The organism is Ensifer sp. YR511 (assembly GCF_900103045.1).
Taxonomy (GTDB): domain Bacteria; phylum Pseudomonadota; class Alphaproteobacteria; order Rhizobiales; family Rhizobiaceae; genus Ensifer; species Ensifer adhaerens.
The window spans coordinates 1-13,436 of sequence record NZ_FNGR01000035.1 but is presented as its reverse complement, the minus strand read 5'-3'; the positions used below and the strand labels follow the sequence as shown (position 1 = coordinate 13,436).

At 57.8% G+C, this 13,436-nt stretch carries 11 protein-coding genes and 1 pseudogene; 3 read left to right on the top strand and 9 right to left on the bottom strand.

Annotation, left to right across the window (positions count from 1 at the left end):
* Positions 1-120: 120 nt before the first annotated feature.
* Positions 121-1,161: a porin gene (locus tag BLU15_RS32700; RefSeq protein ID WP_090301115.1), complete on the top strand. Its 1,041-nt coding sequence runs from the start codon at positions 121-123 to the stop codon at positions 1,159-1,161.
* A gap of 309 nt (positions 1,162-1,470) precedes the next feature.
* Here BLU15_RS32700 and BLU15_RS32695 read toward each other — a convergent pair whose 3' ends face one another.
* Genes BLU15_RS32695 through BLU15_RS32660 form a run of 8 tightly spaced genes read right to left on the bottom strand, consistent with a single transcriptional unit; the run spans position 1,471 to position 10,294 of the window.
* Positions 1,471-2,418 carry a peptidyl-alpha-hydroxyglycine alpha-amidating lyase family protein gene (locus BLU15_RS32695; protein ID WP_090301113.1) on the bottom strand — a complete coding sequence of 316 codons (948 nt, stop codon included), beginning with the start codon at positions 2,416-2,418 and terminating at the stop codon, positions 1,471-1,473.
* A gap of 26 nt (positions 2,419-2,444) precedes the next feature.
* Positions 2,445-4,046: an ABC transporter substrate-binding protein gene (locus BLU15_RS32690; RefSeq protein ID WP_090301111.1), complete on the bottom strand. Its 1,602-nt coding sequence runs from the start codon at positions 4,044-4,046 to the stop codon at positions 2,445-2,447.
* A 38-nt stretch (positions 4,047-4,084) separates the two neighbouring features.
* Entirely contained in the window at positions 4,085-5,188 is a 1,104-nt protein-coding gene (locus BLU15_RS32685) for an ABC transporter ATP-binding protein (protein WP_090301183.1), read from the bottom strand.
* A 47-nt stretch (positions 5,189-5,235) separates the two neighbouring features.
* Positions 5,236-6,258 carry an ABC transporter ATP-binding protein gene (locus tag BLU15_RS32680; protein ID WP_090301109.1) on the bottom strand — a complete coding sequence of 341 codons (1,023 nt, stop codon included), beginning with the start codon at positions 6,256-6,258 and terminating at the stop codon, positions 5,236-5,238.
* Between the two features lie 30 nt (positions 6,259-6,288).
* Positions 6,289-7,536, bottom strand: coding sequence for an MFS transporter (locus BLU15_RS32675; RefSeq protein ID WP_090301107.1), 1,248 nt, complete (start codon positions 7,534-7,536; stop codon positions 6,289-6,291).
* 54 nt (positions 7,537-7,590) lie between these two features.
* Complete coding sequence (locus tag BLU15_RS32670; RefSeq protein WP_090301105.1) at positions 7,591-8,481, bottom strand: ABC transporter permease; 891 nt, start codon at positions 8,479-8,481, stop codon at positions 7,591-7,593.
* Between the two features lie 9 nt (positions 8,482-8,490).
* Positions 8,491-9,456, bottom strand: coding sequence for an ABC transporter permease (locus BLU15_RS32665; protein WP_090301103.1), 966 nt, complete (start codon positions 9,454-9,456; stop codon positions 8,491-8,493).
* A gap of 40 nt (positions 9,457-9,496) precedes the next feature.
* Positions 9,497-10,294 (bottom strand): HpcH/HpaI aldolase family protein, encoded by a 798-nt coding sequence (locus BLU15_RS32660; RefSeq protein WP_176960427.1) that lies wholly within the window; start codon positions 10,292-10,294, stop codon positions 9,497-9,499.
* 417 nt (positions 10,295-10,711) lie between these two features.
* Between BLU15_RS32660 and BLU15_RS32655 the strand changes: the two genes are divergently transcribed.
* A complete protein-coding gene (locus BLU15_RS32655; RefSeq protein WP_090301100.1) occupies positions 10,712-11,644 on the top strand; it encodes a LysR substrate-binding domain-containing protein in 933 nt (310 codons plus the stop codon).
* Positions 11,645-11,669: 25 nt separating this feature from the next.
* Here BLU15_RS32655 and BLU15_RS32650 read toward each other — a convergent pair whose 3' ends face one another.
* Entirely contained in the window at positions 11,670-12,527 is an 858-nt protein-coding gene (locus tag BLU15_RS32650) for an NHL repeat-containing protein (RefSeq protein ID WP_090301097.1), read from the bottom strand.
* Positions 12,528-12,770: 243 nt separating this feature from the next.
* Here BLU15_RS32650 and BLU15_RS32645 point away from each other — a divergent pair.
* Positions 12,771-13,436: pseudogene (locus BLU15_RS32645) on the top strand (malic enzyme-like NAD(P)-binding protein); the annotation flags it as partial.

Here is a 13,436-nt window from a genome sequence, read left to right as displayed (position 1 = left end):
ATTATATTTCTGCTGCCCACCAGTGTTGGATGGACTGTACGCCGCAGCGCGAGCGAGCAAACCGGTGAAGTCATCACGCCTGCACCGGGCCTTGCCTAACCTAATAGAGAGACCAACCGTATGACTATCAAAAGCCTTCTTCTCGGCTCCGCTGCTGCGCTTGCAGCAGTTTCCGGCGCCCATGCAGCCGACGCAATCGTCGCAGCCGAGCCGGAGCCCATGGAATATGTTCGCGTTTGCGACGCTTTCGGCACCGGCTACTTCTACATCCCAGGCACGGAGACGTGCCTAAAGATCGGCGGCTTCATCCGCTTCCAGACCTCGTTCGGTCCGGACGAAGTCAACAAACGCCAGGGCTGGGGCGCTGCCGGCACGTCTGACTGGGATGCCTTCTCGCGCGCGTACATCTCGTTCGACGCCAAGAGCGACACCGAATACGGCACGCTTACCGGCTTCTTCGCCGCCGAATTCAACGCCGACAACGACACCGACTTCGGCGACAGCATGATTGACGTCGATGAAGCCTACATTCAGCTCGGCGGCCTGAAGGCCGGCTTCTTCTACAGCTGGTGGGATAAGGGTATCAACGGTGAAACCGACACGATCGGCAACGTCACCGAATTCAACTCGATCGCCTACCTCTATGACGGTGGTTCGTTCCAGGCGGGTGCCGCAATCGACGAACTCGAGGGTCAGTCGACCAAGAGCAACGGTCTCGGCTTCGAAGGTATTGTCTCGGCTACGGTTGGTGATGTTTCATTCGACCTGCTCGGCGGCTACGACACCGAGTGGGAAGAAGGCGCAATCCGCGCCCTGCTCTCTGCTAAGCTCGGCCCGGGTACCCTCCAGGTTGCCGGCATCTGGGCTTCCGATCCGAACACCTATTGGCGCGCATCGGAATGGTCCGTCGCGGCATCGTACGCCTACAAGGCCACCGACAAGCTGAAGATCACCCCTGGCGTACAGTACTGGGACAGCCTGCGCACCGGCAACGACTTCAACAACGATCTCGACAAATGGCGCGCCGGCGTTTCATTCGACTACGCGATCACCGAGGGTCTCGCGAGCCGCGTATCGGTTCAGTACAATCAGGAAGACCTGACAGCTACGACCGACCGCGACTACGTTTCGGGCTTCGTCCGCCTGCAGCGCAACTTCTAAGAAAAGCTGCCCCGCAATTTTATCGATTGCGGGGCTGTTTGCGGCCGTCAACAAGGCTGAAGCCGGTTTTTGAACGATGCAACCACGCTGCTCCGAGGCCCGTGGGACAGCCTAGGTCCCCGGATTCCCTTTGTGTGAATTTCGCGCGGCGTCATCGTCACGGCGAAACTCAAATCATCCTGGATGCCTCACCGATTTTCCAGATTGCCGGGTCATACACCCATGCAAAAAAAGCGCGCTCAGAAACAGGTCCTGAACGCGCAGCTTCTTTAGACGGAGAAAGGCCGTTCCCACCCCCTCCTGAAAGAGTTACAGAGTTTCGAACAAGCCGATGGTTTGCGCTGAGCGCTTCGATCGAGACGCACCCACCGGCTCATACTTGACAATGTAGTCCAGCGCGCATCCAGCGACGTAAATGCATCCCTTGGAGTCCAGCGCCATAGTATGCGCCCGTTTGAGGTGTTCACCGTCCTCGGCGAAGGGCTCATCCCTGCCCCAGCGGCAGATTATTCCGCCGTTCAAGTCGAAAACGGTGATCTGTCCGGGGCTCTCCAAGACGTGAATTCGATCGAATGCGTCAATAAAAATGTCGTTGGGTCGGTTCAGATCCCCCCAAGTCGCGAGGTGTTCTCCGGTCTGCGTAAACACTTGCAGGCGCGAATTTTCCTTATCCAGGACATAAACGCGACCGTCCCGGCCGATTCTGAGGCAGTGCGGTGAGTGAAATTGACCTGGACCGCTTCCTGGCGAGCCCCATGAAAGCAAGAGTTCGCCGCCGCGACCGAATCGATGCACGCAAGCGTTGCCATAGCCGTCAGTGACAAACATCTCGCCATTCGGGCTTTTGGCTATCCCTGTCGGCCGGTTGAATGGCCCGGCTGAACGAACAATCGTTTCGGGGCTTTTCCCATCATACCCGGTCTTTGAGCCGACGCCCTTTTCGCCCCACGTACGGATAAGTCGTCCGTCCGTCGTAAACTGCCGGACGGTGTGGTCTTTGTCGTCTGCGCAAAACACATTGTCGTCTGCGTCGATGTAAATGCCATGTGCCCGTGTGAATACACCGGCACCCCACGAACCGACAAACGCACCGTCTTGTTCGAAGACCAGAACCGGATTTGGGGTGCGCGCGAACAGGTACACGCGGTCTCGAGAATCAACGGCCAACCCGCTGATCTTGTCGAAGGTGACGCCTCCCGGTAGTTCGCCCCAACCGTCCACCTTTCGGTATTGAAGCGAGCCTTTGCCAACTGTCATCTTGCATTTCCTCCCTTGTGAAATTGTCACGCCTCACTCAGCCAGACATCCTGAAGGCGCCGCGCATTGTCCGGTTGCGGATGGAGCACCATCCCGTGCACTTTCGATGACATCCCAAGGAAGCGTGTCTTCCAGTAAAGCCCGATCCATCCGAACTGATTTAGAGCGGCGAGCTCCATCCGCTTTACCTGCTCGCGCCGGGACCCCGGATCGGCGAGCAGTCGCTGTTCGTTGTAGATTTCATCTACGGCCGGGTCACATGCTGCCGACTGGTTCCTCGTTCCGTGACAGGTGTGAAAATCACCGAAGAACGCGTCGGGATCGTTGATCCCTGCACCGAGCCCATCAGTAAGCAATTCGAAGTTCCGAGCCTCGACATTGTCGAAGTATGCAGCGCTTTCCTGCAAATCGATCCTTGTTTTCACACCGATTCTTGAGAGCTGGTCCTGCACGAAGACGGCTCGGGCTTCATGGATCCCTGCCTTCCTCGCGGTGATGGTTGCAGACAGCCCCTGGGGAAACCCGGCCTCGGCTAACAGACGCCTCGCCTCGGCACGGTTAGCTTCCGTATCTCTCCCGTAACCGGGAACGGTGAGGAGTTCCTGGTCGGAGAGTGCCCATTGTCCTGGAGGCATAAGCCCGCCGACCACACCATCACCACCGAGGATGACGCGCACCGCCTCCTCCCGGCTAAGCGCCAGGCTCACAGCCTGTCGAAGCCTCTTGTCCGACCAGGGCGATTTCTTGGTGTTGATCGAGATGCCTTCGGTAGACAGGCCGATCGCCTTCTGGACAACAACCGCGTCGCCCAACTCCGACTGAATGCGCCGCGCATCACTGCCTTCGATATTGTCCCAGAAAAATAGCCGTCCGGCGGTGAAGTTTGCGTATACCGTGGCCGGGTCTGGAACGACGAAGAGCTTGATTGCATCAAGATAGGGACGCCCCGGTTGATGATAGCTTTCATTGCGGACAAGCTCGACACCAACGCCCCGGGTGTAGTTTTTCAGCCTGAAGGGTCCAGACCCGATGACCGTCTCCTTGAGGTCATTGCCGCGGGCCTCCATCACATGTTTCGGCATCACGAGCATCCAGCCGATGGCAAGTGTGCTTAGAAACGAAGGTGACGCTCGTTTCAGGTCGAAGACGACGGTATGCTCGGTCGGCGTGGAGACCGCTTCAATGACCTCCAGCAGGTCCTTGCGCGCACTCGTCTTTCCCTCTGGCGGGGCGCGCATGATATCGAAAGAGTACTTTACGTCTTCCGACGTCAAGGAAACGCCATCATGAAACCTGGCAGTTTCAATCAGATTGAAGACGTATCTGCGACCGCCGTTTTCCTCGCGCCAGTTGCGCGCCAGATCACCGATTACCCGATCCGGTGCTTCGGAGTCGAACATGACGAGGCTGTTGTAGCACGGTGCGATGACGCTCAATGTGAGCGAGCTCGTGCTCGAAACAACGTCGAAACTCGATGGGTCTCCCGAAAGCTTGCCCGTGAGCACGCCCCCGCTGCGCGGGACGGGCGCCTTCGTCGCCCTGGTATCGCTTGTGCCGGCTGCCACCCCGATCAGGCCGGCAGCCACACCACTCAACAAGAAGTCACGACGATCAATTTTGTAAACCACTCTGCGCCCTCCCAGCCGCTTCGCAAATTCACGCTACTTCAAAGACGTGTGCTGCCCTCCGATGCGCGCACCCCAAGGAAGTGATGCTCGGAATGAGCGATCGCATCCATTTCGTCGATCTCGTCACTGCGCCAACAGGCGGCATAATGCCCGGGGCTCACCTCAGAGAACGAAGGTTCCTGTGCGGCGCACTTTGCCGTCGCCATGGGGCACCGAGTGTGGAATCGGCATCCTGACGGAGGATTGAGCGGGCTCGGGATGTCGCCTTGCAGGATGATCCGTTTGCGCGTTTTCTCCACCTTCGGATCAGGAATCGGAACAGCCGAAAGCAGCGATCGCGTGTAGGGGTGCTTGGGCGCCGTATAGAGGTCAGCAGCCTTGCCGAGCTCGACGATCTTCCCAAGGTACATCACGGCGATGCGATCACTGATATGTTTGACCACCGCCAGACCGTGCGCGATGAAGAGATAGGTCAAGCCGAGCCGAGCCTGCAGATCCTCTAGCAGGTTGATGACCTGAGCCTGAATTGAGACGTCCAGCGCCGAAACGGGCTCGTCGCAGACAAGGAATTTGGGTTCCATTGCCAAAGCTCGCGCGATACCCACGCGCTGACGCTGCCCACCGGAGAATTCATGCGGATACCGCTGTGCGAAATCGGGCGCGAGTCCGACCAGCTCAAGCAGCTCTCGAACCCGCTCGTCGATAGCTGCGCTGCCCTTGCGCAGACCATGAATACGAATGGGTTCGGCAATGGCATCACCAATACTCATGCGGGGATTGAGCGATGAATATGGATCTTGATAGATCATCTGCATTTCACGACGCATGCTTCGCATTTCTTCTTCAGACGCAGATGCCAAATCCCGCCCTTGGAAGTGAACGCTACCCGACGTCGGCCTGCGCAATTGCAGGATGGCCCGGCCCGTGGTCGATTTTCCGCAACCACTCTCTCCAACCAGACCGAGTGTTTCGCCTTCGTAGATGGAGAAGGAGATATCATCGATGGCCTTGATGGCCTCTCCCGTTGGGCGTCCGAGAATCCCACCTCTCAATGGGAAATGAACCCGCATGTTTTGGACTTCAACAAGCACGGGGGCAGCGGCTTTTGCGGTGGAAGTCTGGTCTTCAGTCGTATGCAGCATTGCTTGCTCCGTGAGCGGTTCAGCCGCGAAGTTAGGGGGCTGGATGTTCATCGGGCTCCCTCCGAAATGTTGGCTATGGGCCCGCGCACGCTCAACTCTTCCGCGTTGAAGAGGCAAGCGGCCCTGTGATCCTCAGCGACGTCGCGTAGCGGCGGGATGCGTGTGTCGCACAGACCTGGCGACATGTATCGGCAGCGAGCGTTAAAGGGGCACTCGTTTCCGAGGCGGGTAACATCCGGTGGCAGCCCAGGGATCGGGATGAGCGGTTCATCGACCAAGTGATCAAGCCGGGGAATGGAGGACAGCAGCCCCATCGTGTACGGCATCCGAGGATCGTCAAAAATTCTGTCGGTCTGGGCGTCCTCGACGACCCTTCCGGCATACATGACAAGCAGGCGGTCCGCCATGCCGGCAACCACTCCGAGATCATGTGTGATCATGATAACCGCGGTCCCGAGTTCCTTCTTGATTTCGCCGATCAGTTCGAGAATTTGTGCCTGAATGGTTACGTCAAGAGCCGTCGTAGGCTCATCGGCAATCAAAAGCTCTGGATCGCAGGCAAGCGCCATCGCAATCATCACGCGCTGGCGCATGCCGCCGGAGAACTCGTGCGGGTACTCCTTGAGCCGTCTCTTGGGGCTGGGAATTCCGACAAGATCCAACAACTCTGTCGCCCTGACTTCTGCCGAGCGACCGTTCATCCCCATGTGAAGCCTCAGGGACTCGGTTATCTGCCGACCGACGGTAAGCACGGGATTGAGGGAACTCATCGGATCCTGAAAGATCATCGCGATCCGCTTGCCACGGATGCGACGCATCTCGTTCTCACTCAGGTCCAGCAGGTTCTTGCCGTCGAACAAGATCTCGCCGCCGGCAATTCCGCCCGGCGGATTTGGAACCAGCCGCATGATGGCCAGCGACGTGACACTCTTACCCGACCCGCTTTCGCCAACAATTCCAAGGGTTTCCCCCCGCTTGAGACTGAAAGAGACATCGTCTACCGCACGCACGACCCCGCGCTCGAGGCGGAATTCCACACGTAGGTTTCGAACATCCAAAAGATTAGACATTGCAACTTACCTCCCTCGGCATTGCCGAATTCAAACCCGAAGCCTTCGTATCGCCGGCGTCAGGAGAAGCAGACCGAGCGCGAACGCCAAAATGGCGGCGGACATGATGAGAAATGCGACACGTGGGCTCATCAGAGACGCCACGGTGGCGGAGAAGGCGGTACCCAGCGAAACAAGACCGCGATTTAGAAACAACGTACTCAGAACGCGCCCGCGATAATTGTCCGGGACAGTCATCTGAAGCAGCGTCGCGTGGGTTGCGTTGTAGCTCATGTACATTGCTCCGGCGGCAATCAGCAGTACGGAGGCAAGCCGCTCCGACGGATTGATTGCAAACAGGGCAAGGGCGAGACTGAACCCCAGCAGGAAGACAAGCATAGACAAGCCGCGGGTCAAAAGGCTCGGCATGTTGGCCATGAGCAAGGCGCCTATCACTGAACCGAAAGCAGCCGACGCCGTGAGGATCCCGAGTCCCACGGGCCCCGAGTGGAACACCTGCTGTGCGAAAACCGCCAACAGATTGATATACGGCTGACCGAAGAACGTGGGCACCATCGCGACCAGCACGAGAAGCAGAATAACTCGGTGACCGACGACGAACTTGAGGCCTGAGCCGATGCTCTGGGCGAGTGTCTCTTCCTTTGCCGGACCGTCCTTGACCCGCGTTTCCTGCGGAAACTGCATTGCAGCCAGGGTCCACAACACGGCCAGAAAACTGACCGCGTTGACGAGAAAGCACGCGGCCGTCCCGAAAAGCGCGATGATTGCGCCTGAGAGCAACGGGCCGATCACCTTGGTCAGGTTCATGGTCATTGTGTTCAACGCGACGGCATTCGGAAGGTCGTTGCGCGGAACGAGTTCCGAGATGAGCGAGTGGCGAGCCGGCAGATTGAAGGCGATAACCACGCCCCTCATAGTAGCGACCAATAGAATGCCGACGAGCGGAGCGTTGCCGGATAAGACCATGACTGCGAGCAGAGCCGCCAGAACCATGTTCGCGGTCTGGGTCAGCATCATCAGCTTGCGACGCTCCATCCTGTCTGCCATGGCGCCGCCAATCAAAGTGCAGAACAGGATCGGAAGGCCCCGGCATAGATTGACCATGCCGAGATAGAAGACCGATCCCGTCTGCTCCAGCACAAGCCAGTTCAAGGCAATTTGATCGAGCCAATCGCCGGTATGTGAAATGAGCGTGCCGATCCACAGCAGCCGATAATTGCGGTGTTGCAGGGCGGCCAGAAACTTCATGCGGCGTGGCTTTTGATTGAGCTCGAGCATACGGTGCTTGGTCCTCCGGCGAGGTGGACGTCCTTTCCATTTTCGTCATGTCGTTCATCTGGAACGCAGCCTGGGGTCGAGAAGATCGCGTAGTGCGTCTCCGAGGAAATTGAAGCCGAAGACAACCAGTGTGATCGCAAGACCCGGGAAGATGGCTAGCCACGGCGCTTCGGTCATGTACCGCTGGGTCTTGCCGCTGAGCATGGCACCCCACGAAGGCTCAGGCGGCGGGGTTCCCAGTCCCAGGAAGCTCAGCGATGCCTCGGACAAGATGGCACTGCCAAGGCCAGCGGTGGCCAGAATGATGTATGGAGCCAAGCAGTTGGGAAGGACGTGCCGGAACAGGATGCGCCACGTCGAAAGCCCGAGGTTGTGCGCAGCTTCGACGAATGGCTTTTCCTTCACCGCCAGCGCGGCAGACCGGATGACGCGTGCCGCGTTCGGCATGATCACCACGGCCAGCGCGATGATCACATTTCTGATGCTCGACCCGAGTGCCGCCACCATTGCCAGGGCGAGAACAAGCATCGGGAACGCCATCAGAGTGTCCATGACGCGCTGGATGATGGCATCGAGCTTGCCGCCGAAGTATCCACTCATCAGACCGAGAACCGACCCGGTTGTCGTTCCCAAGGTCACGGCCAACAGGCCAACGAAAAGCGAAATGCGGGCACCCCAGATCAGTCGGCTCAAAATGTCGCGCCCAAACTCGTCCGTACCGAACCAATTCGTCAGATTCGGCGGCATGAGAAGGTTCGCAGAGTCTATCTTCATCGGGTCGAAGGGAGCGAGCAGTGGCGCAAACAACGCCACGAGGCAGAACCCGAGGATAATCAGCGCCCCTATTGCACCGAGAGGTTTCTTCCGCGCGAGCTTTATTGCTTTGCGAAAAATGCCAGGCTTTGCGTTGGGGGCAGTGTGGCTGGTGTCAGCTATGACGGCCATTTGCGACTCCTACTCATATCGGATTCGGGGATCGAGCACCCCGTAAAGAAGATCGGTGACGAGGTTGAGGACCACGAAGAGCACGCCCATGAGGACGATGATCGTTTGAACAACCGGATAGTCGCGGTGAAAAATGGCGTCGACCAAGTAGCGGCCGATGCCTGGCAATGTGAAGATCGTCTCCATCACAACCGTACCGCTGAGCAAGTTTCCAAGTTCGATCGCGGCCAGGGTGATCACAGGCAGCAAGGCGTTGCGAAGGGCGTGAACGGTCAGAATGGACCGTAGGTTCAGACCCTTTGCCCAGGCTGTTCTGACGTAGTCTTCGCGAAGCACCTCAAGCATCGCGGATCTGGTCATTCGGCTGATGATGGCAGCGTTCGAATAGCCGATCACAAGTGCGGGCCAGAACAACTGCTGCAGGTTGATCCAGGGATCCTGGGCGAAGGACACATAGCCGAGCGGCGGAGTCCAATTGAACCAGACCGTCAGGCCAAGGATCAGCAGCGTCCCAATCCAGAAGCTTGGAAGCGCAAGGCCACCGATGCTTATGGCCCGGAAAAGATAGTCGACCCAGGTGTCTTGCTTCAGAGCGGAAAAGATCCCGATCGGCACCGCGATGATCAGTGAGATTGCAAGAGCAAACACGGCCAGCTCGATGGTTAGCGGCAAGCGCTCACCGATTTCGGCGAAAACCGGACGACCGCTCCAAAGCGAGGTCCCGGCGTCGAGCGTGAAAAGTCCACCAATCCAGTCGAAATATTGCTGATAAAGCGGCACATCGAGTCCAAGTTGAACGCGAAGTGCTTCGATCGCTTCCCGACTGGCGCCCGTGCTGCCCTCCTCGTCGCCGCCCATCAAGATCATCGCAGCCACGTCGCCAGGCAACATTCGCATGATCAGGAAGACAACGACCGAAATGCCAAACAGGATTGGCAGAAGGCTAAGGATACGCCTCGCGGCATATGACCCCATCTTAAAATTCCTTCATTTGTTTTGCCGATTTCGTCTTCGATCAGGTCCCCGTCTGTTGACGCGAACCAGCCTTGAGTTGATCGAACGCAGAGCCGTAAGTCCGGGCGAGAATTCGATGCTCGGTTTCCAAGGTGATGATCCGCACGCCCTGTTCGATCCACCAGGCTGCCTCATCCATGCCGCGCGGCGTGCAAGGATAGGTCATGGAGACTTCCTTACCGGCCTCAAGCGCAGCAAACAGGACGCGCTTTTGTGCCTCGATCACCTTGTCTTGATTGTCGCGATCATTGGGGACGCCGAGCGCAAGCGAAATGTCGCCGCGCCCGGTCGCAATTACGTCCACGCCCTCGACCTTGACGATGTCCTTGTAGTTCTCCAGGCCATCCTTGTCTTCAATCGAGACGCAAACGAGCAGCTCGTTCGCGGCCCATTCGAAGTAGTCGGCGTCAGTCATGCCGCGTCGGGAAACCGGACGGTTGGACTCGCGCACACCGGCGGGTCGGTATCGTGTGGCAGCCACTGCGGCCTGCGCGTCGTCTACCGATCGGCAATTGGGGATCGAAATCGCCTCAATGCCAAGATCCAGCATCGTCATGATCTCGTAGGCATCGTTTCGGCAGCGGATCCAAGGAGTCATGCCGCCAGCTCGGGCCGTTGCGATCATCCCATAGAGGGCCTCAACGCCGAAAGGCGTATGATACTGGTCGAACTTGACGAAGTCGGAGCCCACGTTTGCGGCAACATCAACAAGGGCTGGAGCGGGTACTTTGACATGCACTCCGTAATTGACCTTGTTTTGCTTATAGTTGCTCTTCACGCGGTTTTTCAAAGTAACCAACTCGGGTCTCCATCTTTTTTGGGTATGAGGCCTCGCTCGCGGCCCTGCGGACCGACGGTGAAGGCTGTTTGCGATTTTGAGTGTTCTGGCCGTTATCCGGCCGAGCGTGCTGTCAGGCGCGTGCACATGCGTCGGCAACCCGACGCATTGCTTTGTGATGCCTGAGAACTGGACGGTTCATCCTCTACCTCCCCCGTCGGATCCTTGTGCATCCCAACTCCTCAGTAAGGGTCGCACTCGATCCAGCCAATTTGCCGATTTATGATCGATGACTGTTATTCCTGCGAATGTACGCCCCCGGCTGACCCGCTCGCAAACGAGAATTCGTCCCTCCTGATTGACATTTTCTCAATTCAATCTTGTGCTATTGCCGTCGGTATTTATATTTGATTCACCTAAATAACCTAGACGGACCTCATGAAACTCCCGCCATTGAACCCTCTGAGAGCCTTTGAGGCGGCCGCTCGCCATGAGAGCTTTCTTGCCGCCGCCAACGAACTCAATGTCACACCAGGCGCGATAAGCCGCCAGGTCAAGACGCTCGAAGAATACCTCGGCTTTCCTCTCTTCGTTCGCGTTCACAATGGCATCGAGGTCAGTGCAGAGGCGAAGCCCTATCAGGAGGCGATGAGAGCTGCATTTTTGCTAATGGAACAGAGCACCAAGCAACTGCTTTCGGAGCGAAGCCAGAGCCCTCTCAATGTCTGGTGCTCGCGCTTGTTCATGCGGCAATGGCTCGTGCCTCGACTTGCTGACTTCCAGGACATGTATCCGGGCCAAGAAGTGCGGCTGACCGGGGGGCGCTCGGATGAACCGCTCCCCATTGAAACGGACCTGGCGATACGGTTTGGAACCGGTCCTTTCGAGCCATGGCAATCGCACTTTCTCATGGGCACCAGTATTATCCCTGTATGCAGCCCCGAATATCTCAAGCAACACGGGCCCATCGAAAGGCCCGCAGACCTTCTCGGCCACACGCTTCTGTTCACCACGACGCGTCTCGACGATTGGTATCACTGGCTAAGCTCGGCAGGGGTAGAGAATGTCGTATTTGGAAAGAAGCTCACCCTGCAAGGAGATGGTCTCGCGTACCGCGCGGCAATCGAGTCGGCCGGAGTGGCGATCGGGCGCAAAGAGTTCCTTCAGCCCGATGTGGCAGCCGGCCGACTGGTGACGCCCATTGATCACAGCGTGAGGCTGAAGGGCGACTTTTATCTGATCTACCCGAGGGCCCCGAGACACACGAGGCAATTCAACCAGTTCCGAGACTGGCTCCTCAACGACGCGAAGGAAACCTGGGACCAGCATGTCTGCGCGGATAGCAACGGCACGGCCGTGGCAAGTCCATAACGGGCGATACGAAGCTCTTCTTCCGTCACGGAGACGTGCTGTTGCCAATCCGTGGGTCATAAAGACCGATCGAGTTTTCGTATTTCTGCAGCCTTTCCGCGTCGAGATATTTCTTCTCAAGCTCGGCAACTTCAGGGAAACCTGCCAGATCAAACCCTCCGAAGCTTCCGAGCGGGTGGCTTCGAGTTTGTTCCTGATACTCATAAAGTGGGGACATTCCTCGCTCCTTCATATCGACGAGAAGATCCCACATGGCCGTAAGTCCGGCCTTGAAGAACATTGTCCCACTGGTCATCGCCACACCGAGCCCTTGCAAGGTTTCGAGCACCCTGACAGCATGCGGTACCGCGAATTCTCCGGGTTGTGCACCGGGCTGCCCCCAGGATGTCAGAAGGTCACCTTCGCGGGAAAAGCGGTGCACGCGCGCATTGCCGCAGCCATCGGCCACATAAATGTCGCCGTTCGGACCAAGCGCCGTGCCCTGTGGCCGGTTGAAAGGACCGGCCGCACGGGTCACGACGGGGGAACGTGTCTCGTGATAACCGCTATCAGACGCCTGGTTGACCTCCCCCAACACCATCAGGAGTTCCCCATCCGGGGTGAACTTTCGCACGGTGTGATCACGATCATCGGAGAGGTAGACACAGTCATCAGGCCCGATGTTGAGACTATGGGGTGTCGTGAAGATACCCGCACCCCAACCCCTGAGGTAACGACCGTCAGGATCAAATACCAAGACCGGCGTCTCTGAACGCTGGAAGACGTAGATTTCTCCGCGGGAATTCTCTGCTACGCCACTGACCATGTTCCATGTGACCCCTGGAGGCAATGTCCCCCAGTTTGGCTCGAGGTCATAGGTAAATTGCCCTTGTCCGACTGTCATTGCTGTCCTCCTCTTCGCTTTGCGCTGAAGAGAACTTTAGTGAGGCCATCGACATCATCTAATTGAATTTTGATTTGATGATTATCATTCGTATGAATAACGCACGATCTGGCCTAACCCGTTTTGAGTTTTCATCAGTTGTCGTTACGGCTTTTTCGCTTGTCACGATTGAAGCCTTGCCTTCAAAGCACCTGTCGTTTGGGCTGGCTGTTTGAAGTCAAAGGCTTTCAGGGAAGGTGATAAATGCTGCAGTTTACGTCGACGCGGACGACCACAGTCACCGCGCAGGAAGCGCTCGATTTTCACTCGCAGGGTCGTCCCGGAAAGCTGGAGATTTCTCCCACCAAGGCGATGGCCACCCAGCGCGACCTGTCGCTTGCCTATTCTCCGGGCGTTGCAGTCCCCGTGAAGGCGATCGCCGAGGACCCCAACACCGCCTATGACTACACGACGCGCGGCAACATGGTGGCCGTGATCTCGAACGGCACGGCCATTCTCGGCCTCGGCAACCTCGGCGCGCTTGCGTCAAAGCCTGTCATGGAAGGCAAGGCCGTGCTGTTCAAGCGCTTTGCCGACGTCGATTCCATCGACCTTGAAGTCGATACCGAAAACGTCGACGAGTTCATCAACTGCGTGCGTTTCCTCGGGCCCTCTTTCGGCGGCATCAATCTTGAAGACATCAAGGCGCCGGACTGTTTCATCATCGAGCAGAAGCTGCGCGAGGTCATGGACATCCCGGTGTTCCACGACGACCAGCACGGCACGGCGATCATCGCCGCAGCAGGCCTCATCAACGCGCTGGCCTTGACCGGCCGCGACTTCAAGACGACGAAGCTCGTCTGCAACGGTGCGGGTGCGGCGGCAATCGCCTGCATCGAGCTCATCAAGTCAATGGGTTTTGCCTCTGAC